Source organism: Mucilaginibacter sp., from assembly GCF_028288225.1.
In the GTDB taxonomy this organism is placed as follows: Bacteria; Bacteroidota; Bacteroidia; order Sphingobacteriales; family Sphingobacteriaceae; genus Mucilaginibacter.
Genome location: NZ_JAQBOC010000062.1, coordinates 51,592 through 74,148, shown reverse-complemented (window position 1 = coordinate 74,148; position 22,557 = coordinate 51,592). Strand labels below are relative to the sequence as shown.

The following is a 22,557-nucleotide window of genomic DNA, read 5'->3' as shown; positions in this document are numbered from 1 at the left end:
TGCCGGGAGGTCGCATTCCCGGGCAGGGTTAAACAGTTTTTATCGCTTTAACAAAAAAAACCATTTCAAATGTACAAAAATGTATCAAATCAATACACTATTGCGCTAATTCTATTACTTTCATCATGTTTTTCTTCATTTAAGGCATCTGCACAGCTCTCTTTGGCAGGTCAGTTGCGAACCAGAGGCGAATTACGTGATGGTTACGGTACTTTAGAACCCACCGGGAATAAAAATGCAGTATTTATCTCTCAGCGCACCCGGCTTATCTTCAATTATAATAGTAGTAAACTTATTTTTCACACTTCAATTCAGGACGTAAGGCTGTGGGGGCAGGATGCCTCTACCTTCAGCAGCACTGATGGCAACAAACTGGAATTGCATGAAGCCTGGGCAGAGATCATTTTATCGAATAAAAAGGATACATCTTTTAAACAATCCCCCTTTGATTATTTTGCCATAAAAGTAGGAAGGCAAGAGTTGGTTTATGACGATGAACGCCTGCTTGGAAATTTAGACTGGGTGCAACAGGGGCGGCGACATGACGCCATAGTTTTAAAAGCATTGCAAAAAGGATGGCAATTCGATTTGGGTGGTGCTTTTAACCAGAATACTGACGCTATTAATTATAACGGCACCTATTATACCCCTGCCAACGTTCCTGCCACGGTAAGGGATAGCAAAGGTAATGTGGCCAACACACCTGCAGGTTTTATCCCTTTAGTAAACGCCGCCGGTATCAGCTCAAAAAATGGGAGCCCGGTGTTTGTGAATCCACCGGGAACTAATGCATTGAACCAGAACTATAAAGCGCTTCAATATCTATATGTATCCAAAAAAATAGATAAAACAAAAATATCAGGCATATTCCTGACTGACCAGTTTGGGAAATATATTCTGGATTCTGTTAAAAACGTTTCGGGAACTGATATTGGCTATGTATACGGCAAGCATTTTAATCAATCGGGTGTAAACCTGCGCTATACTACAGGTTTATTGATCAACCCCGTATTTGGCAGCGAAAATCAATGGTCGGCAAACGGATCATACTACTACCAGGGAGGGCATGACAGGGACGGACTTTCTTTAAGTGCCTATATGTATAGCATCTCTTTAATGTATAAGCCTAATACGGTTAGCTATATGGCAGGGATGGATTATTCGTCTGGTAACGATGCCTTTTCTACCTCAAAAATCAATCATCGTTTCGATCCGCTTTATGGAACCCCGCATAAATTTCATGGCTATATGGATTATTTCTATGCAGCAAGCGGTTCACCAACCGGTGGTTTGAATAATCCCTTTTTAAAAGTAAAGTATACATCATCCGGTAAAAGATTTTCTGCCGAATTAGCCAATCATTATTTCTACCTGGCTGACGACCAGAAGAATATTAACGGTACCGTGGTAAGTAAATACCTGGGTACCGAGTTTGATCTTACAACTGCTTATAAGCTCAATAAATTCACTGTCGTGGATTTTGGGTTATCCTATATGGCAGCTACAAGCAGTATGGAGTATGCAAAAAACATAACCCCCGGCAGCAGCAGACTAAGCCCTGTTTGGGCCTACCTGCAATTTAACATCAAACCCGAATTTCTGAATAAATAATATGGTTTTACACTATCATAAATTTTAAGAATTATGAAGAATCAACTCAGCAAACTCAATATATTTTCTTTTAAGGGTGTACAGATGCGCACTTTTCATATTACCTGGCTCATGTTTTTTGTATGCTTTTTCGGCTGGTTTGGCCTTGCGCCGCTAATGCCAACTATAAGGGCCGAATTGCATTTAACAAAAGGACAGGTAGGCAATACTATTATTGCATCGGTAGCCGCTACAATCATAGCGCGTTTAATTATAGGTAAGCTTTGCGATACCTGGGGGCCACGAAAAGTTGCCGTCAGGTTATTATTAATAGGTTCAGTGCCTGTATTCCTGGTAGGATTGGCGCATGACTATACTTCGTTTCTGCTCTTCAGGTTAGCTATAGGAGTTGTCGGGGCATCATTTGTGATCACACAATTCCACACCTCTATGATGTTTGCGCCTAATATAAAAGGTACTGCAAATGCTGTTACGGGTGGCTGGGGCAACCTGGGCGGAGGTGTAACTAACATGGTGATGCCGCTCATTTTTGCTGCCATAGTAGGATTTGGTTATACCAAAGCTGAAGCCTGGCGCTTCGCGATGATAGTACCTGGAATAATGATGCTAATTATTGCTTATTTATATTATAAGTATACAAAGGATACTCCTGAAGGCAATTATGACGAGATTGGGTATACTAAAAAACAAACTAAAACCGACTGGTCTATATTAACCGACTGGCGTGTTTGGGCATTAACAATAGCCTATGCCATGTGCTTTGGTATGGAGATCACATTTGATAACGTAGCATCACTGCATTTTGTTGATTCATTTCATCTCTCACAAAGTACGGCTGGTTTTTGGGCCGGCATATTCGGATTTATGAACCTGTTTGCAAGGGCACTGGGTGGCATCGTATCTGATAAAGTTGGGAAGAAATTTGGCATGAGAGGCAAAGGTTTATTACTGGCAGGGGTTTTATTATTGGAAGGCTGCGGGCTGATCTTATTTGCACAGTCCGGAACATTGCTGGTTGCTATTGTATCCATGCTTTCGTTCGCCTTGTTTCTCAAAATGTCCAACGGGGCTACCTATGGTATAGTGCCTTTTGTAAATACAAAAAATGTAGGCATGGTAAGCGGCATAGTAGGAGCAGGGGGCAACCTTGGCGGAATGATGTTTGGCTTTCTTTTTAAATCATCTGCCATCACTTATGTCCAGGCTTTTACTTATATCGGTTACACAGTAATTGCGGTGGCATTGATCGTATTGATCACCAGGTTTCAAAAACAACCTGTTTCAAACGAAGCTTTTGATGGTGCAGAAGTATTAGCAGGTGAGATAGCCCGGTAAGTTAACAGATACAAAATCAAATGTCGGTAAAAAAGCAGCACATAAATACTTCAACCTCAACCTGTTGTTATTGCGGGGTTGGATGTGGTGTGGTTGTCCATAAGGATAAAAACGGTAATGTTTTAGTTGAAGGAGATAAAGAGCATCCCGTAAATAAAGGGATGCTTTGCAGTAAGGGGCTCAACCTGCATTATACAGTCAATGATAAGTCTGACCGATTATTGCATCCGCAAATGCGGTATAATAAAAGCATGCCCATGCAGCGTGTTAGCTGGGATGAGGCGCTTGATCGCACCGTTGCTGTTTTTAAAACCTTCATTAATAAATATGGGCCCGATTCAGTGGCGTTTTATGCTTCCGGGCAATGTTTGACTGAAGAATATTATGTGATCAATAAACTGATGAAAGGGTTTATCGGCAGTAATAATATTGATACCAACTCGCGCTTATGCATGAGTAGCGCTGTTGCCGCTTATAAGATGGCTTTGGGCGAGGATAGTGTCCCGCTTTGTTATGACGACATTGAACTGGCCGATTGCTTTTACGTTACAGGCGCCAATCCGGCCTGGTGCCATCCTATTTTATGGAGAAGGGTTGAGGCACACAAAACAGCTAATCCTGGTGTTAAAATAATTGTAGTCGACCCGCGTGTTACCGATACCTGCAGCATCGCTGATCTGCATCTGCAGATCAACCCGGGAACTGATATTACGCTTAATCATGCTATCGGAAGGGTATTGATAGAGAATGGCGACATTGATCTTGATTTTATAACCAATCACGCCGAAGGCTTTGAGAAATACAATGCCTTGGTGTTCCAAAAAAGCCTGCCCGAATCAGCAAAAGTATGCGGGGTAAGCGAACACGATATCCGCCTCGCCGCAAAATATATTGCCGAAGCAAAGGGTTTTATCTCCATGTGGACGATGGGGCTTAACCAGAGTTCAGTTGGTGTAAATAAAAATCTTAGCCTCATTAATCTTAACCTCATTACCGGGCATATTGGTAAACCGGGATCAGGGCCGCTATCTTTAACAGGTCAGCCCAATGCTATGGGTGGCCGCGAAGCAGGCGGGTTGGCAAATTTATTGCCTGCCCATCGGGAGCTGAGCAATCCGCAGCATCGTGAAGAAGTACAAAAGTTTTGGGGTGGTACGGTGATTGATCCCAACCCCGGATTAACGGCTACGGAAATGTTTGAGGCGCTGAATGACGGAAGGTTGAAAGCGATATGGATACTTTGCACTAATCCATTAACCAGCTTGCCTGACGTACGATTGGCTGAGGAAGCTTTAAAGAAAGCTAAATTCGTAGTGGTGCAGGAAATCAGCAATAAGCCGGAAAGCCTGGCCTATGCGGATGTGATATTACCTGCCGCCGCCTGGGCCGAAAAGGAAGGCACCATGACCAACTCCGAGCGGCGTATAAGTTACCTGAACAAGATAATTGAGCCGCCTGGTGAAGCATTGCCTGATGCAGAGATCATTTGCCGCTTTGCCCGCAAAATGCGGTATAAAGGATTTGACTTTGAAAATGCTGCAGCTATTTATGCTGAGCATGCCAGGCTGACTGCCAAAACCAATATTGATATCAGCCTGGTAAATTATGAGATCCTGAAGGCGCAAAAAACGGTGCAATGGCCATACAAAAAAAAAGGCCCTGAACAGGGAACTGCCCGTTTGTTTACCGACAAACATTTTTATACGCCTTCACAAAAAGCCATCATTCATGCGGTGCCTGATATTTTGACCAGCGAAATGCCGGATGGTGATTTTCCATTTATCCTCACTACCGGCCGCATTCGCGATCAGTGGCATACCATGAGCAAAACGGGCAAGGTAAATAAGCTTAACCAGCATCATCCGCAGTCATTTATGGAGATACATCCAAAGGATGCTGCTGCTTTAAAAATAAGCGAAGGGAATATTACAGTGATAAGTTCACGCCGCGGTGAAGTGCGGGTTAAGGCCAAAATATCAACTCAAATAAAACAGGGAGTTGTTTTTTTACCTATGCATTGGGGTAAAATTTTAGGCAATGATCTTAACCGGGCCAACAACATTACTTCACGCCAGGTTGACCCCATATCAAAAGAGCCTGATTTTAAATATTGTGCTGTTAATGTTTCCAGGTATAAAAAACCATTTCAGCGTATTGTGGTAATAGGAGCGGGGGCCGGTGCTTATGGTTTTGTAAAATCATACCGTGCGCTTAACCCGGATGATGAAATTACCATCTTCAGCAAAGAAAATTTCCCCTTTTACAACCGGGTGATGCTGCCTGATTATATCAGCGGCGAACAGCAATGGGAGCAACTGGTGAAAATGAAAGATGAGGATGAGCCTGCATACAATATCCGTTTATTGCGGGGTGTGAGCATTGAAAAAATAGACCGGGTAAACAAACAGGTTACTGATTCAAGAGGCATAAAAACCAGCTACGATGTTTTGCTGGTGGCTACCGGGAGCAGGGCGGCTGTACCCAAAAATGTACCGTCATTGCCCGGCATTTTTACGATGCGCAGCCGTACAGATGCTGATAGTTTTAAGAGACATATATCCAATAACAGTCATGTAGTGATTGTTGGCGGTGGGCTGCTGGGCCTGGAAATGGCTGCCTCTTTGCGGGAGATGGGAATAAAGATCACCATAGTTCAGCGTATTTCGCGTTTTTTAAACCGGCAACTTGATGACCTGGGTAGCCGGTTATTGCACGAGGAGATGGCTGACCAGGGCTGCGATATTTATTATGATGATGAGGTGCAGCTTTATTACGGTCGTTCAAAACTTACGGGTATCGGCTTAAAGAGTGGCCGCAAGATCAATTGCGATGCCATGATACTGGCTATAGGTACCACGCCAAACCTTGAAATTGCCAAAGAATGCGGTTTGGAATGCCGCAGGGGTGTAGTAGTCAACGAACGTTTGCAAACCAGCGATTCGCATATTTATGCCATTGGCGAAATTGCTGAGTTTGAACACACCTTGTACGGTATTACCGCCGCTGCTGAACAACAGGCCGAAGTGGTTGCTGGTTACCTGAATGGTGATATAGCAAGCTATTATAAAGGCAGTTTATTTATGAATATCATTAAAATTCATGGCTTTGACCTATGCAGCATTGGTTTGCCTGAATGCCCCGACGATAAAGACTACGAAGAAGTGGTGTTTATTGACAAGGCAAAACGATATTATAAAAAATGCATCATCCACCAGGACAGGCTGGTAGGTGCCATACTGATCGGTGATAAAAGTGAATTCCTTGAGTTTAAGGACCTCATTGCAAACAAGACCGAGTTAAGCGAAAAAAGGCTGCAATTATTACGCAGCGGCAATAAGGCTGATCCGGTGCTGGGAAAATTGGTTTGCAGTTGCAATAACGTGGGAAGGGAAAATATCAGGAAGAAAATCGAGGATGGGTGTGACAATATGAAGGATTTATGTGCTGCTACAGGTGCGGGTACAGGATGCGGCTCATGCAGGCCGGAAGTCAAACGCTTGCTGGATGACGCATTGCAAAGTATTATAATGACTAAAGTGGTTTAGATAATGAACACATGAAGCAGCAAATAATTAAAATAAATTTGCCGGGCGGTTTCATTTCGGCGGGCGACCTGTATGAAATACTGGCGATAGCTGAAAGCGCAGGGGCTGAATATATTCGTTTCGGTAATCGCCAGCAGCTATACTTTGGTATTAATGAAACTTGCCTGGAGGATCTGGAACTGGATATGCTTAAAGCAGAAATTAATTACGAGATTTCTGCAGATCTACATCCCAATATCATTAGCTCATACGTAGCTGATACAATATTTAACCATGAAGGCTGGCTGCGTGAGGGGGTTTATAAGGATATCCTGGATATGTTTGACCATCGGCCGCGTTTAAAAGTAAATTTAATTGATAACCAGCAAACCTTTGTCCCATTCTTTAGCGGGAACATTAACTTTATTGCATCCAACACTAATAATTACTGGTATTTATATATCCGTTTCCCAAAAACCGGTAAACTGTGCTGTTGTCCGTCGCTGGTGTATTCGGATGATATACCGGTGATAGCAAAAATTGCAGAAGAGATTATCCTGCAAAACAAAGCACTTTTTTATGATCGAAATGATGTGGATGAGAAGCTCTTTTATAAAATGCTTTTGAAAAAAAGTGGCGCTATGCTTCAGCCGGTAACAGAGGAATTAAAGCTGCCTGATTTTTATTTGCCATATTACGAAGGCTTCAATAAGTACAATAACAAATACTGGCTTGGAATCTATCGTCGTGACGAGCTTTTTTTACTTGATTTTTTAAAGGAAGCTTGCCAGTTGTGCCTTAAAAGCCGTATTGGGCAAATATATTCTACACCCTGGAAGTCAATCATAATAAAAGGTATTGAACCTGCTGACCGTAACCAATGGGGAATTATATTGAGTAAGTACAGATTGAACGTCAGGCATGCTGCGAACGAGCTGAACTGGCAGATAGAAGATATTTGCAATGAGGGCCTAGCGCTTAAAAAGCAGTTGGTACGTGAGTTTGAGGAAGCAGATCTGCGCACATACCAGCTTTGTTTCGCTATTAAAATGCAGCCAAAAACTGGTTTAACCGGCTCGGTTATTATAAAAAAGGACAAAAACACATTATTTGATATTTTGCACACAAGGGATTTTAATCCGAACTCAAAAGATTATGTTACTTATTTGCAGGAAATAGCGCCTTCAGAGCTAAGCACACATTTGATAAGGCTTTGTGCGGAATTTTATACTATACAAAGCAATAGTGTTTCACCTGTAGCAGTTAGTGAAGAAACTACCCCCCTTCATCAGGAGAAGGAAGTTTATCAATGCAATAATTGCTTAACCAGGTACGATAAAGTATACGGTGATTGCGTAAATAACATTGAAAAAGATGCTGATTTTGAAAATCTATCCGAATATCTGTGCCCGGTATGCGAAGCTACCAAAAGTGAGTTTAGCCTGGTTGGATCAATAAATGAGCACCTCACCTAAACAGCAAAGCTTTTATGAACACCATTAAAAATAAACAAAATGTGAATAATCTCTCCAAAGGAGAGGACTTTGGCTTCGCTCTTCTTCAGAATCCTCTCCTTTGAAGACTCCGGTGTGTATACATTTTTATAAATCGAAAGATGTCTGTAATATTTACCTGGACCTATGACCTGTAGGGCCTACCCCTTTGTAGAAACATCAGGGTCATTCTTTTTTGCCTCATTAGAGGCTACCCTTTGTCCATCTGAAGGTCATGCAGGTCAAGGGTAGCCTCTAACGAGGCAATACATTTGTTATTATATTTTTTCTACAAAGGGGTAGACCCGATGGGTCATTGTCGATTTTCTGTGTGTTTTATACTTAGAGGTTGCTACCAAAAGCATATTTTAAAGGCATTCATGTAGGCTGCGCGTTTGGAGGGGGTAAATTATTAGGATTTCCTTAACACAATGACCATTTACTAAAAACCCCCGCTCGATCCGCCACCGCCAAAATCACCGCCGCCAAACTTTGCACCATCGTTTGCCGGAGCAGCCGGGGCATGTGAGAATGTTTCAGCAACTATGAGCGATTCAGCTTTAAGATGATCCAAAAGGTTTACTTCATCCGGCTCTGCAGTAGTGAAGCCGTGCCTGGGTGTTTTTAAGTATTTCACTACAGCATAAACCGCTGTAAGTACTATTGCTCCGGCAACGGTAAGGGCTGCATCAATTGGGAGGATTTGGTAATACGTACGGAAAGTCACTATCGCTGCGGGGACCAATATCAAGCCAGCACGCAACAGGATCACATCCTTCTTTTTTATACCAAAACCTATGTAAATAAATGGCACTGATATGGTCCATGCCCAGAAGATCATCCCAAAAGGAACCGGACCTGTTTTGCCCATCATTTCGGCGCTTAACGTTTGGATCACATAATAGTTTCCTGCTGCGTATAAGGCTGCCAGGCTTACAACCTTTGCAATAGCCAGGCTGCTATCATAATTGATAAATTCTTTCCGGCCGCTATAAGCGCTTGCTATCCAATACATCCCACCCGAAACCAGCATCATAACAAATGGCGCTGTTGATAAGCCACCCGGCACTATTCTTATCCACCCAAAAAATATAAAAGCCAAGAAGGAAATACAGCATGCAGCAGCAGCCAGTATATCGGCAAAGCGAATACTTAACCAAAGTGTAAGCAAAAAAATAAATCCGGATAATGGCAGGTAATGCGTGCCGGATAGCATTATAACAAACCCAATGGTAAACAAACAGCCGGATATAAATAAGAGCGCATCATCCACTCCGGAACGATAATGATGTTTAGCGCTAACCATAACCTCCAAAGCAATATAGCTCAGCAATCCCAGGAAAAAGAACCAGCCAAAGGTTTCAATTAAACGTCCGCTGGCAGCCATTAAGCTTAACAAGCCATCAGCAAATGAAACAATAACACAGGTAAGTATAAATAAACCAACCCGTACAAAAATATTAGGAGAATAAAAGCCCACCGGATATTTTTGAGCGATAGCATGGAACTCTGCATTACTGATATTTCCTTGCTGCTCATCCTTTTTTACTTCCTGCTGCAAATGCAGGTTAGCCAGCCATGTTTTATTGTATGCTATCATGCAGCTTTAAGTTTTTTATTAAGATTGATCAATAAGAGGATCAGCCCGATGCCTGATCCGATAAAATAGATTAATACCAGGTAAACTCCCCCAATATCGCCCACACCCATAAAAGCCCTTATAAATAAACTGCTTATGGCAATGTAACTATACAATACCACCAGCAATAAAAAGTAAAATGATTTGTTTTTAAAAGCATCCTTATACATCAAAAAGGATAGCAGCAAGATGCCCAACATCCATACTGCAGCTATCATAGAATCATAATAATGAAAGTACCCGGCCAACAGTGCAATATAGGTTATATGGATGCCGTAATGCTGGTAGCTGAATTTAAAGTGCTTTTTATAGTTGAAATGCTGACTGGCATAAGCCCCGGCAATTAACAGGATCCCTAAAAGCAGGTAGGTATAAATAATGGTCTCACTATTAAAATCGCTGTTGAGCAATAGCTGCTTTGGGGTAACGGAAACGCCCATCCAAATGGCAAGATTGGCAATAGCCATACTAAGGATGCCCAGATGATCAAAATAATAGGCAATAAAAAATAACACCAGCATGGGAATAAAGGTGGCCATGCCATAATTGGTGCCAAACACTTTATACTCAAATTGCAGGTATCCTGCAAAGATCAATAAGCTGGTACAGGCTAACAGCAATAGGTAATCGAAAAATGAATTGGGTGAAAGCACCTTACCCTTACTAAAAGGCAGCTTGTTTTTAAAGCAATAGTAAAAGCAGCCCAGGCATATTGCTCCTATCAGCATTAACACAAACCCGTGCCCAATGGTGTCTATATTCTTGTAGATCAGCAGGCCTAAACCGGCTGCAAGCAGCAAAACCCCAACGTAAAGCAAGATTCTTATTTCCCAGTGAACAGAAAACAGCAGCGGTTTTTCTTCCTTCAGCCTGATCTTTTGAAGCGACTCATCACTTACCAGGCCTTCGGCATGTAGGTTGTTATAAAGGTTATCGGCCATCCGGGTTTTCAGGTTGATTAACCAAGTATAGCAAACATTATCGGCATTTAATAATTCTTGTTATTAGACGCTACCTGGCAATCAATTAGTTGTGCTTACCAGCTGTAACGTTTGTAACGTTTGTAATCCCCTATTACAAACGTTACAGGCGTAACAGGGAAAAATCATGAAATCTTTTAATCAAGGTTAAAAAACGCGTCGACATTAAACGCGGTTTACCTGTGCTGTGAGGTGCTGAAATCAGCATGACGTGGTTATATTGAGCGTGGTGGATGATCAAAGCGGTAAAACAAAAATCCCGCATACCCCAATACTTAAAGTACCGGCCATGCGGGAAATCCTGAACTATTATTTTATGAATTGATAAGAATCCTAAAATCTTATCAATCCTGCAGATCTTAGTTTACCATTTATTGCCCCAGGGGTCTTCAATTTTATATTGTTTAAGCACATCAGCTGGTACACCATCCCATTTGCCGGGGGCGTTGCCTACATAGCCTAAATCCTCGATCCCCATTTTGGTGGTGAAGAACCCGGATGCCGTTAAATCGCGCATGCGGTTAAAAAAGGATACGCCCTGTGCCATTTCGGGTTTTGCTTTTTTAGGATAGGCAATAGCTGTTACCATTTCAATCTGCTGGCTATTGCTGGCTTCAACAAATGTTTTGCCATACCGGTTTAAACATTGCAGATCAAGCCAGCGTAGTCCGCCACGCATAGGTGTTTGGTGCTCGGGCATGTCCTTTACAATAAACTCTATAAAAGCAGGCACTTTGGCATCTGATGCACTGCCTGAACGGGAATCTTTAGGAATAATGATATCGCCAAGCACGGTAATGGTAGCCATCTCATGGTCGTTAAAAAACTTGTCGGCATTAAGCTTTTTATCGCGCTCAACCTCAAAGGGCTGGCGGCCGGCCTCGTCGGCAGCAGGGGCAGCTTTATCGGTATTGTCTTCGGCTGTTTTATTATTGTTTGGCTTACAGGCCTCCAGCAGCATCCCTGTTGAAAGGGTACCGAAGCCTATAGCCTTTAATGTGTCGCGTCTGTTCATGTTGTTATAACTGATTAAACGTTTAATTTTTTACGTTGAGATAAAATGTATTCGGCGGTACGCATACTTAATGCAAGGATTGTCCAGGTGGCATTTTTATCGCCCTGCTGTACAAATGGGGCGGCATCAACCACAAAAAGGTTTTTGCAATCATGCGCCTGGCACCACTTGTTTAAGGCAGATTTTTTAGGATCATCACCCATACGTACGGTTCCAACCTCGTGGATGATCATACCCGGCGCCTCCAAACCGTAATTGGTGTCGGCACCTGCCGGCGCATCATAAATAGCACCGCCCATCTCGTGCATTATATGCTGAAAGGTATCCTGCATGTGTTTGGCCTGCTGAATTTCATAATCGCTCCATTTGTAGTGAAAACGCAACACAGGAATCCCAAACTTATCAACCACATTGGGGTCGATCTCGCAATAGTTATCATAACGTGCAATGGCGGTACCGCGACCGGCCATACCAAAGCCTGTTCCGTAAAAACGACGATAGTCATTCTTTAAATCGGCGCCAAAACCTCCGGCTTCCTTCATTTTACCATCCTTGCCCGGTACAGCGCCGTTCATATTCTGGATGCCGCCGCTAAAGCCGTAGCCCGGCATGTGCAGGCCTCCGCCAAATTCAATATGGTATCCGCGCGGGAAATTCAATTTTTTATTATCAGTAACCCATGGCCCATAAATATGTACACTGCCCACACCATCTTCATTATAGCGTTTGCGGTCCATCAGTTCAGGCAGCCATCCGCCTGCGCTTGACCCGGTTGAATCATGCAGGTAACGGCCCACCACACCACTGCTGTTTGCAAGGCCGCCGGGGTGTTTGGATGATTTTGAGTTTAGCAGCAACCTTGCAGATTCGCCGGCACTGGCACCCAGTATAACAATATTTGCCTTTACCTGGTACTCCTGCATATCTTCCTTATTGATGTATGACACACCTGTAGCCAGGCCATTATCATCAGTAAGCACCTCACGCACCATCGCATTAGCAATAACTTTTAAATTGCCTGTTTTTATAGCCGGGATAACCAGGCATGACGATGATGAGAAATCACCATAAATTTTACAGCTGCGTCCGCATTGTCCGCAAAAAAAGCAAGCGCCACGGTCCTTATTACCTGGCAAAGCTTCAGTTAAAACCGAGCCGCGGCCAGCAATTACCTTTACCCCGGCTTTTGCCGCCCCCTTTTTTATAAACAGCTCATTAAGCCTTGGTTTTGGAGGGGGGAGGAAGATCCCGTCCGGCTCGTTTGGTAAGCCTTCAACGGTGCCGTACACACCTATCATGCGGTCAACCTTATCGTAGTAAGGCTTTACTTCATCATAAGTTATTGGCCAGTCGTCGGTTAGTCCGTCAATATGGTGTCCTTTAAAATCATCAGGCCCCATACGTAATGAGATGCGGCCCCAATGATTCGTACGACCGCCAAGCATGCGCGAGCGGAACCAGTGAAATTCTGTTTTATCTTTTGTAGTATATGGCTCGCCCTCAATTTCCCATCCGCCGTAAGCAGCATCAAAATCGCCAAAGTAGCGGGTGGTTCCAGCTCCCCTGCGGGCCGACTCATAGGGCCATTTAAGCTGCATGGAATCTTTTGCCGGGTCAAAGAACGGACCAGCTTCCAGCATTAAAACCTTTAAACCGGCATGGGCCAATACATACCCGGCCATGCCACCGCCTGCACCCGAGCCAACAACTATGGCATCATATACGGTTGACGACTTTTTTATTTGTATATCGTTATTCATTTTTCGTTTAGTTCTGAGTCTGAAGTCCTGAGTCTAAAGCCTAAAGTCAAATTTCCTGACTCAAGACTGCGAACTTAAGACTAATGACTAATAAATTAAAGTTCTTTAATGGTGATGTCTTTAAATGAAACTACTGCGCCGTGATCCTGCAGGGCAATATGGCCTTTTGGATAAGCGGCAAAACCTTTCCAGGTTTTAAACTTACTGTTATTTAACAATTCCTGCCACTCGGGGCTGCCTATTTTTACATCAATTGTTTTTGTACCGTTCATCCAGAAGGTTAGCTGGCCATTATCTTTACGGATCTTTACTTTATTCCACTCGCCGGCAGGTTTTGCAGGGCTTGAGGGAGCTTTCATATCGTATAAAGAACCGGCAAGATGATTGGCTTTCTTATTGTCCGAAGCGCCTTTATCATCCAATACCTGCATTTCAATGCCTGTTAAATACGATTCATTAAATGATGGATCTTCATGAATCCCGAAAATGATCCCGCTGTTACCGCCTTCGGCAATTTTCCAGGTAACTGAAAGTTCATAGTTTTCATATTCTTTATCGGTAACAAGGTCGCCCTGGCCTTCTGCTTTAGGATCGAGCTGCAAAGCGCCGTCAACAACTTTCCATGCACCGGACCCGGTTTTTAAATAGCTGTGCCAGCCGGTAGTAGTTTTGCCATCAAATAGTTTTGTGGTTTGCGCCATAAGCGAACAATTTACAGCAGTAAATGCCAGGATACTTAACAGGACTTTTTTCATGTTGATATTTAAGTTTTTGTTTGATTGATGTATTGCTGCAAATAAATGCATTCATCTTACAATGAAACGCATTACGTCAACAGCTATTACAATGGAGTAGTAAAATTAGGATAAAAAATTGTTTGAGTGAAAAAGAGCAGGAATATTGTTACAGAAGGGGCAGGAGTTGTTGATTACCAGGCCATAACTTATTAATTAGTATTAACCTTATGTAACAATAACAATCTTTACAATTCAATTATGGGCATTAAAAGCAAGCCCCGCCGCAAAGCCAAGGGTAATATAAGCGTAACTATCCTGAAAAAGTATATTGTAGTCATCCTGTCCGCGGTAACCTGCACCGGCAACTAAAGATACATTTTGCATAAACGGGAACCTGTAATAATATTTAAGGTTGATGTTGAGCCGCTTTTTAACATCGGTAATTTTATAGTTATCGTATTTATCAGCAATGTAGGCAAAATCAAGCTGAATGTGCTGCCAGTTTTCAAACGCCTTTTTGTTAGGGTTAACAATATCCCGTCTTGCTTTTGAGATAATATAAAGCCAGTTGCCATTTACACGCACAAAACCATAACGCCCCTTTAATCCTTCTGAATACCCTTTATCCACCAATGCCGAATGCAGCTCGAGCCCGATAGCATTATAACGGTTAATTATTAGGCCTTTCCTTTCAACGCGTTTGCCGGCATGAAAGGTTAGTGTATAAAAGTTTGTGGTGAATTCCCCGCTATCAATATTAAAGCTGTTATTGCGGTTTAAAGTTGCCGCCCGTGCGCCGTTTGAATGATGTGTATATGATACCGATAAAAACCTGGGATTATAACTATCGCTGTTTGTTCTGAAGTACAAAGTACCGCCGGGCATATAGCTTGGTGACTCAACAGGTGAGCCATGGTCTGCCAGGAGCCGAATATTAACCCGTGCAGACGCAACAAAAAAGAAAGGCAGCTTTGGTGTATTTAACAAAACGAAATGGGTTGACAGATCAGCAACTAAAAGCGTTTTTTTAGGGTCAAAAAAATCCTGCCCGGCGTATGATGGTCTCAGATTTTGAAGATAAGCATTATTAAAATTACGGTTTATTAACCGGGATGCATTTATTTTAGCAGTATCACGCTTATGCAGTTGCAGGCTGTCGCTATAAATAGCAAATGCAGTTGTTGAAAAGCTATTGAAAAAAAAAATTATTACAGGAATAAATTTTTCAACATGCATGAATAAAGCAATAAGTTAAAATGCATATAACAATATTGAGCACACAATTGTTGAGGCAACAGGTTTCCTTAATGAGATAAATTACCTAAAGATGATATTATCTGATATTATTTGGAAAAGGATAAGATTTTTTATTGAATAATATACCTATATGCACTTACATATAACCCAGTTATACTCTGTGGTAGGCTTTTAATTCCTCTTTAGTTATTAAGCGATAACGGTCTGTCAAACATTTTGCGCAGAAATACCTTTTAATGGGGAGAAAGAACAGTAAATTACGCCCTATCCAGTTTCGTGGTTTTTCGAAATGATAAGGGGCTGAGCATTTATGACATCTTAATATCTTTTTTTGCATTGGCCAATTAGCATAAATTAAATTAGGGGAACGCAAAAATACATCTAATATTTATAAATAATATTACGTAAAAAATATTTTACAATTACTTATGTTATAATACATTAGCTTTTTGAATTGTTTAAGTTCAAATACGTCCGGTTGCTGCAAAAATTTCATATTTCTTTAATGCTAAATTTTAAATATCATTTATTATATTTGATTAAGCCCTATTCATTACTTAATTACCAGATCGCTATGAAAAAAGTATCAAACATCCTGACCCGTAAGGGCAGCAGCGTGACAGCCATTGATGGCGGCACCACTGTTTTAGACGCATTGAAGCTGATGGCAGATAAAAACATCGGCTCGGTAGTTATTACGGAAGATGGTGAGTACGTGGGCCTGCTTACCGAGCGCGACTATGCCCGCAAGGTGATATTACAAGGAAAATCGTCGCTCGAAACACAGGTACGGGAAATTATGAGCACGGAGTTTCCCCGTATGATCCCCGAAAATACGGTTGAAACCTGCATGCATGTAATGAGCGAGAACAACCTTCGTTACTTGCCGATTTTTAGGGATAACGCCTTGTGCGGTATTATTTCCATCAGCGACGTGGTTACAGAAACCATTATTTCGCACGAAGAAACTATTGAGCAATTGAAGAGCTATATACAATCGTAATTGGTTGATTGAGTTGATTAAGAGAGTGGTTAATTAGGTTAGCAATGGTTTTAAATCTTCAATACTTATTTCATAAATACTCCGCAGCCCGTTTTTGGTTGAATGCAGCAGCTTGTTGATTGCTTAGGCCGTTATTTTGCCGTGTTTGTATACCGGTCGTTCTGTGGTTTCTCTAAAGGAGGTAAAGTAAAGTGTTTTATTATCCCGTGAGAGCCCGGGTGCACTGTCGTTGCCCCTGGTATTTGCCTTGGGGCCCATGTTGATGGGTTCTGTCCAGGTGGTATCTTTTTTAAATGACACCCACAGATCCCCGAAACCTATGCCTTTGCGGTTACTGCTGCAGAAAATGATGAGGCTCTCATCGCCGGCAACAACAGGGTCAAAATCAAAATACTTTTTATCGTTAAACGGCAGCTTCCCCGGCGGCAGATATTTGCCATCTTTAAATTTGCATACATAGATGTCCGCATCGCTTACCCCGTCAGACGAAAAGAAATAAGCATTGCCGTTATCGGCAAACGAAAGATAGGTGGGGTTAATGTCAGCAGGTACAGGCAGGTTAAACAGAACGGGTTTTGAACCTATTTTATCACCATCCAGCTCAACATAAAAATAATGATACTCATAATCTTTAAAGGGCTTTCCATCTATCGGCCTGTCTGATGCGAAATATAAACGCTTGCCATCGGCAGCTACAAAAGGGTCGGTATCCCGGTAAATGCCGGTAAAATTTACAGGCCTCGGGCTTGCCCACCCGGAAGCGCTTTTGGCAGCGCTAAAAATGGCGATGTAACCAAAGTTTATGGCAGACTTACTAAAATATACAGTTGTACCAGCAGGTGTAAATGAAGCATTAAATACAAAATCACCTGCGGATATGATATCCTTTCCAAAGATCCGCGCAGAATCCCAGAGGTTAACCGTTTTGGAATCCTGTGCATAGGTTGTGACATAGGTTAATAATAGGCAGCTGATAAATAATATTCTTTTCATAAGCTTTTTGGCAAATGAAGGAAGTGCTGTATTATTAGGGAAATTTATTCAATGGTTGGCAGGGGATTTTTAATGGATTGCTCATACCCCAACATTTTTTGCTACCTTGCATACCTCATCACCTATTAAGTATAGTGACATTCAAGGATTTCAAATTTAACAACGATTTATTCGAAGGCATCGAGAGCATGGGGTTCACCACTCCAACCCCAATACAAGAGATGGCCATACCGATCATATTAAACGGACAAGATATTATTGCTTGTGCGCAAACAGGTACAGGCAAAACAGGTGCATACCTGCTGCCGGTGCTTGATCATATCGGCAAAACCAATAAGCACCATACCAGCACGCTTATTTTAGCACCAACGCGTGAGCTTGCCCAGCAGATAGATCAGCAGGTGGAAGGCCTGGCCTATTTTACCGGCATCAGCTCCATTGCCGTGTTTGGTGGGGGCGATGGCAGTGCTTACGAGCAGCAGCGCCGGGGCATTCAAAATAATGTGAACATTATTATAGCCACACCGGGCAGGCTGATTGCCCACCTTACATCTGGCGTGTTAAAGCTTAACCACTTAACCCACCTGGTATTGGATGAGGCAGACCGCATGCTGGATATGGGTTTCTCAGATGATATTATGAAGATCATCAGCTACCTGCCTAAAACCAGGCAAACGCTGTTATTTTCAGCTACTATGCCGGGGCGGATCCGTTCATTGGCTAAGTCGGTTTTAATTAACCCGGAGCAGATAAATATTGCGTTATCACAGCCCGCAGTAGGGATTGATCAGCAGATCTACCGCGTACACGATCAGCAAAAAACACCTTTGCTGCAATTGATCCTAAAAAACGGGGCCTATGCAAGTACCATCATTTTTGCATCAAGGAAAGAGATCGTAAAATCGCTTACAAAAGAATTAAAGGCGGCCCGCGTTAATGTTAGCGCTTTCCACTCCGACCTGGAACAGAGAGAACGCGAAGAAATTTTGCTGAGCTTTAAAAACAAGCAGCTTCCTGTAATTATTGGTACCGATGCCCTTTCGCGCGGAATTGATGTAGAGGGGATTGACCTGGTGATCAACTATGATGTACCCGGCGATCCGGAAGATTATATCCATCGCATTGGCCGCACAGCACGTGCAGAAACTACTGGCACAGCCATCACTTTTGTAAATCATCGTGATGAGCGCAAGCTGAAAAGCATTGAACAGCTGATAGACAAGCCTATCCGCCTGATCGATGTGCCTGACGAGCTGAAATCTATCGAGATGGTTAAACATGAACACTCGCCAAATAAACGGCCGCAGCAAAGGCGGTGGGGCAATAAAAGCAAACCAAGGAAATAATTGTATTTGCCTTGCTACCATTTGGCCCTTTGTTGGTGACAAGTCAGGCGTGAATAACAGAGATTTATTAAAATGATGCTTAAAAGGATTTTAATTACGATGCTGGTAGCTCAATGCGGCATCGCGTTAGCACAAAAAAAAGAATATTCCGGCAACCCCATATTTAAAGGTTGGTATGCCGATCCGGAAGCAAAGATCTTTGATAAAACTTATTGGGTGTACCCTACCTACTCGGCAAAGTATAACGAGCAGGTTTTTATGGATGCCTTTTCATCAACCGATTTGGTACACTGGACTAAGCACGAACACGTAATTGACAGCAGCACGGTTAAATGGGTTAAAAGGGCCTTATGGGCACCGGCAGTTACCAAAAAGGATGGTAAATACTATTTGTTTTTCGGTGCGAATGATATTCATGATGATCAGAAAGAAATTGGCGGCATAGGCGTTGCAGTGGCTGATAATCCGGGCGGACCGTTTAAAGATTATCTTGGCAAGCCGCTCATTGGTAAAATTTACAATAAGGCCCAGCCAATCGACCAATTTGTTTATAAAGACGATGACGGTCAGTATTATATGATCTACGGCGGATGGGGACAATGCAATATAGTTAAGCTGAATAAAGATTTTACAGGCTTTATCCCTTTTAAGGATGGCGAAACCTTTAAACGCATTACACCGAAAGATTATGTTGAAGGCCCCGTTATGTTTAAGCGCAAGGGCAAATATTATTTAATGTGGAGCGAAGGCGGCTGGACAGGTCCGGATTACCGGGTGGCATATGCCATAGGCAATACGCCCATTGGTCCGTTTAAACGGATAGCCACCATATTAAAGCAGGATGTAAATATTGCAACCGGTGCAGGCCATCACTCGGTTATAAATGTGCCTGGCACTAATGAATGGTATATTATATATCACCGTCGTCCGCTTGGCGAAACTGATGGCAATCACCGGGTTACCTGCATTGATAAAATGTATTTTGATGCCAATGGATTAATAAAGCCCGTTAAGATCACGAATGAAGGGGTGGATGCAAGGGTGATAAAATAAATTGTTATTGGTGGGTTATTCCTCCTCCAGGTCTTCTGCTGCAAAAGTATTGCCCTGGCTGATATCGCCGGTATCAAAACCTTTTTTAAACCAATAGGCCCGTTGTTTTGATGTGCCGTGGGTAAAGCTGTCGGGCTCTACCCGGCCCTGGTATTTTTGCTGCATGCGGTCATCACCAATGGCATTTGCCGCTACAAGAGCCGAATCGATATCTGAACGGTTAATCACAATATTATTCTCGTGATTTTTTTCTGTATAATGCGCCCAAATTCCGGCATAAAAATCGGCCTGCAATTCAAGCTTAACAGATAATTTGTTATATGCCTTTTTACTCATCCTTTGGCGGGCCTCGTCCATTTTTTGGGAGATGCCCAGCAGGTTTTGCACATGGTGGCCGACCTCATGCGCAATTACATAAGCCGCCGCAAATTCGCCCGGCGCCTGGAAACGCTGCTGCATTTCAGCAAAGAACGAGGTATCCAAATATACTTTCTGATCAGCCGGACAATAGAACGGGCCAGTAGCGGAGCTTGCAAAACCGCAGCCTTCGGCATCAACTCCTTCGCTGTAAAGGTGCAATGTAGGTTTGGTATAAGTGCGGTTCATACTGCTGAATATATTATCCCAAACATCCTCTGTTCCGGCTAATATCACCCTTGCAAATTTTTTCTGATTCCCTTCCGGGCCATTGGATATGCGGGTGTTTTGTTGTTGTGTACTATCGTTGCCGCCCTGTCCATTTAATAGCTGCACCGGGTTAACCCCGGTAAATAAGTAGATGAGCAAGCCGATAAAACCAATTATACCGCCGCCAAAAAAAAGTCCCCGGCCGCCGCCACCACTGCTGCTGCCTTCTTCAACATTATCACTTTCGCGTCCGCCAAACCATTGCATAATTTTAGTATTTGCTGTTAAGGGGTAACAGGGATTTGGGGGGATTGTTTATTTGTGAATAATCCTGCTTAAGCTTTACACATTTACCCAAACAATGCACTGCTCAAATACCGGTCTCCTCTGTCGCAGCAAACAAAAACTATAGTGCCTTCGGTTAACTCCTGTGCAACTTTTATGGCTGCTGACATTGCGCCTCCGCTGCTCATGCCAGCGAAAATACCTTCTTCTTTCGCCAGTCTGCGGGCCATTATTACGGATTCTTCTTCGGAGATGTCCAAAACCCTATCCACGCGTTCAGGCTCAAATATTTTAGGCAGGTATTCAACCGGCCAGCGGCGGATACCGGGGATTGATGAGCCGTCAGTTGGCTGGCAGCCTATAATTTGAATATCGGGGTTTATCTCTTTAAAATACCTTGAATTACCCATAATAGTGCCGGTTGTACCCATCGCACTTACAAAATGGGTTATCTGCCCTTCGGTATCACGCCAGATCTCGGGGCCGGTAGTTTTGTAGTGGGCAAGGTAATTATCGGGATTGGCAAACTGGTTCAGCAAAAAGTAATCGCCTGTTGCGCCTTTTTCCTCGGCATAATCGCGGCAAAGCTCAATACCCTCCAATAAGGTCACCTTAGCGCCGAAAGCTTCCATGGTTAAGGTACGCTCGCGGGTTGAGCTTGATGGCATTACCAGCTCAATTTCTAATCCAAATAAACAGGCGATCATAGCCAGTGCAATTCCGGTATTTCCGCTGGTAGCTTCAACCAGTTTGGTTCCCTTCTTTATATCGCCGCGTTCTAAAGCGCTCCTGATCATATTCAATGCAGCCCTGTCTTTCACACTTCCGCCAGGGTTATTCCCTTCCAATTTGGCAAAAATACGGACATTGGGATTTGGGTTCAGTCTTTTTATTTCGGCCATAGGCGTATTGCCTATCAGATCAATTATTCCAGCCATAGTTTTTAATCTTTATTTTTATCTAATACAATAAGTGCAGGCTTATGATAAACCGTTGAGTTTGGCTTGACGCTTTTGGTGAGCCAAACATTACCACCAATGGTACTGTGCTGCCCTATAACAGTTTCACCGCCAAGGATGGTGGCACCTGAATAAATCACCACATAATCTTCAACGGTTGGGTGCCTTTTGGTAAAGGCCATGCTTTTGGCAACGCTTAATGCCCCCAGCGTAACGCCCTGGTAAAGCTTTACATGACGGCCAATTACGCAGCTTTCGCCTATAACTATGCCTGTACCGTGGTCAATATGAAAATACTCGCCGATTTCTGCAGCCGGGTGAATGTCAATCCCGGTTTTGGAATGAGCATATTCTGTCAAAATTCTTGGCAGCAAGGGCACGTTGTGTTTGTATAAAATATGGGCCAAACGGTAAAACGATATGGCGAAAAAGCCGGGATAAGTTCTTATCACTTCAAACTCGGTGCGGGCAGCAGGGTCGCCCTCAAAAATTTCCTGGATATCGGTGTTCAACAAGCGATACAATGCCGGCAACTGTTCAAAAATAGCCCTCGATAGCTGTTCATTATTGCAGCCTTCACAGGCTTGGGTAGCACCCATTACAAGGCACAGCTCATTTTCAAGCATTTTAAACTCCCATTTTAACTGGTCGACAGCATTAAAATCCTGCTTTGATTGTTCAGGAAATAATAGCCGGATAACCTGCAATGCCCAGGCCGTAATTTCCCTGTTTGACGGCACCGCCTCAACATGCTTGTGTTTATCAAATAATTGCAGGTAAAACTGATCGTCCATTTTTTATTTAAGTCTTTAATCGAAAGTTTATAATCTTAAGTAATAACCCGCACAGTAAATAATGGTTTTGACTCCGTACCTACCGCTTTGTGCTTAGACTTAATAACTACAAGTTTATGTAAAATAATGTTGTTGATTTGTAAAAA

At 42.9% G+C, this 22,557-nt stretch carries 17 protein-coding genes; 7 read left to right on the top strand and 10 right to left on the bottom strand.

Features of this window, described 5'->3' with window-relative positions; all coding sequences use genetic code 11:
- Nucleotides 1-69: 69 nt before the first annotated feature.
- The 4 genes from JWQ54_RS19270 to JWQ54_RS19255 are packed head-to-tail and all read left to right on the top strand — an operon-like array spanning nucleotide 70 to nucleotide 7,945.
- Nucleotides 70-1,611 carry an alginate export family protein gene (locus tag JWQ54_RS19270; protein WP_299588134.1) on the top strand — a complete coding sequence of 514 codons (1,542 nt, stop codon included), beginning with the start codon at nucleotides 70-72 and terminating at the stop codon, nucleotides 1,609-1,611.
- Nucleotides 1,612-1,644: 33 nt separating this feature from the next.
- The gene (locus JWQ54_RS19265) at nucleotides 1,645-2,946 is read left to right on the top strand and encodes an MFS transporter (protein ID WP_299588133.1); all 1,302 of its coding nucleotides are present in this window, start codon (nucleotides 1,645-1,647) and stop codon (nucleotides 2,944-2,946) included.
- A 20-nt stretch (nucleotides 2,947-2,966) separates the two neighbouring features.
- Nucleotides 2,967-6,491: a nitrate reductase gene (locus JWQ54_RS19260; protein WP_299588131.1), complete on the top strand. Its 3,525-nt coding sequence runs from the start codon at nucleotides 2,967-2,969 to the stop codon at nucleotides 6,489-6,491.
- Between the two features lie 11 nt (nucleotides 6,492-6,502).
- Nucleotides 6,503-7,945: a rubredoxin gene (locus JWQ54_RS19255; protein ID WP_299588129.1), complete on the top strand. Its 1,443-nt coding sequence runs from the start codon at nucleotides 6,503-6,505 to the stop codon at nucleotides 7,943-7,945.
- A gap of 460 nt (nucleotides 7,946-8,405) precedes the next feature.
- On the opposite strand, the gene JWQ54_RS19250 is transcribed toward JWQ54_RS19255, so the two are convergent.
- The 6 genes from JWQ54_RS19250 to JWQ54_RS19225 form a co-directional block, all read right to left on the bottom strand.
- Complete coding sequence (locus JWQ54_RS19250; protein ID WP_299588127.1) at nucleotides 8,406-9,563, bottom strand: hypothetical protein; 1,158 nt, start codon at nucleotides 9,561-9,563, stop codon at nucleotides 8,406-8,408.
- On the bottom strand, nucleotides 9,560-10,543 hold the full coding sequence (locus JWQ54_RS19245) for a DUF2157 domain-containing protein (RefSeq protein WP_299588124.1): 984 nt from the start codon (nucleotides 10,541-10,543) through the stop codon (nucleotides 9,560-9,562). The genes JWQ54_RS19250 and JWQ54_RS19245 overlap by 4 nt, the downstream gene beginning before the upstream one ends.
- A 403-nt stretch (nucleotides 10,544-10,946) precedes the next feature.
- Nucleotides 10,947-11,597: a gluconate 2-dehydrogenase subunit 3 family protein gene (locus JWQ54_RS19240; RefSeq protein WP_299588121.1), complete on the bottom strand. Its 651-nt coding sequence runs from the start codon at nucleotides 11,595-11,597 to the stop codon at nucleotides 10,947-10,949.
- Between the two features lie 14 nt (nucleotides 11,598-11,611).
- Nucleotides 11,612-13,357 (bottom strand): GMC family oxidoreductase, encoded by a 1,746-nt coding sequence (locus JWQ54_RS19235; protein ID WP_299588119.1) that lies wholly within the window; start codon nucleotides 13,355-13,357, stop codon nucleotides 11,612-11,614.
- Nucleotides 13,358-13,452: 95 nt separating this feature from the next.
- Entirely contained in the window at nucleotides 13,453-14,112 is a 660-nt protein-coding gene (locus JWQ54_RS19230; RefSeq protein ID WP_299588116.1) for a DUF1080 domain-containing protein, read from the bottom strand.
- A 234-nt stretch (nucleotides 14,113-14,346) separates the two neighbouring features.
- Nucleotides 14,347-15,330, bottom strand: a complete 984-nt coding sequence (locus JWQ54_RS19225; protein WP_299588114.1) for a hypothetical protein — start codon at nucleotides 15,328-15,330, stop codon at nucleotides 14,347-14,349.
- 595 nt (nucleotides 15,331-15,925) lie between these two features.
- Here JWQ54_RS19225 and JWQ54_RS19220 point away from each other — a divergent pair.
- Nucleotides 15,926-16,354 (top strand): CBS domain-containing protein, encoded by a 429-nt coding sequence (locus tag JWQ54_RS19220; protein ID WP_299588112.1) that lies wholly within the window; start codon nucleotides 15,926-15,928, stop codon nucleotides 16,352-16,354.
- A 123-nt stretch (nucleotides 16,355-16,477) separates the two neighbouring features.
- Here the strand turns inward: JWQ54_RS19220 and JWQ54_RS19215 are convergent, their stop codons facing one another.
- Nucleotides 16,478-17,347: a hypothetical protein gene (locus JWQ54_RS19215; RefSeq protein ID WP_299588109.1), complete on the bottom strand. Its 870-nt coding sequence runs from the start codon at nucleotides 17,345-17,347 to the stop codon at nucleotides 16,478-16,480.
- Nucleotides 17,348-17,481: 134 nt separating this feature from the next.
- Here JWQ54_RS19215 and JWQ54_RS19210 point away from each other — a divergent pair, with 134 nt between their 5' ends.
- Both JWQ54_RS19210 and JWQ54_RS19205 read left to right on the top strand, forming a co-directional pair.
- A complete protein-coding gene (locus JWQ54_RS19210) occupies nucleotides 17,482-18,693 on the top strand; it encodes a DEAD/DEAH box helicase (RefSeq protein ID WP_299588106.1) in 1,212 nt (403 codons plus the stop codon).
- A 72-nt stretch (nucleotides 18,694-18,765) separates the two neighbouring features.
- Nucleotides 18,766-19,746, top strand: coding sequence for a glycoside hydrolase family 43 protein (locus JWQ54_RS19205; RefSeq protein WP_299588103.1), 981 nt, complete (start codon nucleotides 18,766-18,768; stop codon nucleotides 19,744-19,746).
- A gap of 15 nt (nucleotides 19,747-19,761) precedes the next feature.
- On the opposite strand, the gene JWQ54_RS19200 is transcribed toward JWQ54_RS19205, so the two are convergent.
- The 3 genes from JWQ54_RS19200 to epsC all read right to left on the bottom strand — a co-directional run bounded on the left by JWQ54_RS19200 (nucleotide 19,762) and on the right by epsC (nucleotide 22,411).
- Nucleotides 19,762-20,640 carry a neutral zinc metallopeptidase gene (locus JWQ54_RS19200; protein WP_299588100.1) on the bottom strand — a complete coding sequence of 293 codons (879 nt, stop codon included), beginning with the start codon at nucleotides 20,638-20,640 and terminating at the stop codon, nucleotides 19,762-19,764.
- Nucleotides 20,641-20,723: 83 nt separating this feature from the next.
- On the bottom strand, nucleotides 20,724-21,596 hold the full coding sequence (cysM, locus tag JWQ54_RS19195; protein ID WP_299588097.1) for a cysteine synthase CysM: 873 nt from the start codon (nucleotides 21,594-21,596) through the stop codon (nucleotides 20,724-20,726).
- Between the two features lie 5 nt (nucleotides 21,597-21,601).
- On the bottom strand, nucleotides 21,602-22,411 hold the full coding sequence (gene epsC / locus JWQ54_RS19190) for a serine O-acetyltransferase EpsC (protein ID WP_299588094.1): 810 nt from the start codon (nucleotides 22,409-22,411) through the stop codon (nucleotides 21,602-21,604).
- Nucleotides 22,412-22,557: the final 146 nt, after the last annotated feature.

Bases quoted from the DNA above. Each gene is read 5' to 3' on its own strand.
- JWQ54_RS19250 (WP_299588127.1), bottom strand. From the start codon at position 9,563: ATGATAGCATACAATAAAACATGGCTGGCTAACCTGCATTTGCAGCAG.
- JWQ54_RS19240 (WP_299588121.1), bottom strand. From the start codon at position 11,597: ATGAACAGACGCGACACATTAAAGGCTATAGGCTTCGGTACCCTTTCA.
- JWQ54_RS19230 (WP_299588116.1), bottom strand. From the start codon at position 14,112: ATGAAAAAAGTCCTGTTAAGTATCCTGGCATTTACTGCTGTAAATTGT.
- epsC (WP_299588094.1), bottom strand. From the start codon at position 22,411: ATGGACGATCAGTTTTACCTGCAATTATTTGATAAACACAAGCATGTT.
- JWQ54_RS19265 (WP_299588133.1), top strand. From the start codon at position 1,645: ATGAAGAATCAACTCAGCAAACTCAATATATTTTCTTTTAAGGGTGTA.
- JWQ54_RS19225 (WP_299588114.1), bottom strand. From the start codon at position 15,330: ATGCATGTTGAAAAATTTATTCCTGTAATAATTTTTTTTTTCAATAGC.
- JWQ54_RS19200 (WP_299588100.1), bottom strand. From the start codon at position 20,640: ATGCAATGGTTTGGCGGACGCGAAAGTGATAATGTTGAAGAAGGCAGC.
- JWQ54_RS19205 (WP_299588103.1), top strand. From the start codon at position 18,766: ATGATGCTTAAAAGGATTTTAATTACGATGCTGGTAGCTCAATGCGGC.
- JWQ54_RS19245 (WP_299588124.1), bottom strand. From the start codon at position 10,543: ATGGCCGATAACCTTTATAACAACCTACATGCCGAAGGCCTGGTAAGT.
- JWQ54_RS19260 (WP_299588131.1), top strand. From the start codon at position 2,967: ATGTCGGTAAAAAAGCAGCACATAAATACTTCAACCTCAACCTGTTGT.
- JWQ54_RS19235 (WP_299588119.1), bottom strand. From the start codon at position 13,357: ATGAATAACGATATACAAATAAAAAAGTCGTCAACCGTATATGATGCC.
- cysM (WP_299588097.1), bottom strand. From the start codon at position 21,596: ATGGCTGGAATAATTGATCTGATAGGCAATACGCCTATGGCCGAAATA.
- JWQ54_RS19255 (WP_299588129.1), top strand. From the start codon at position 6,503: ATGAAGCAGCAAATAATTAAAATAAATTTGCCGGGCGGTTTCATTTCG.
- JWQ54_RS19220 (WP_299588112.1), top strand. From the start codon at position 15,926: ATGAAAAAAGTATCAAACATCCTGACCCGTAAGGGCAGCAGCGTGACA.
- JWQ54_RS19270 (WP_299588134.1), top strand. From the start codon at position 70: ATGTACAAAAATGTATCAAATCAATACACTATTGCGCTAATTCTATTA.
- JWQ54_RS19215 (WP_299588109.1), bottom strand. From the start codon at position 17,347: ATGAAAAGAATATTATTTATCAGCTGCCTATTATTAACCTATGTCACA.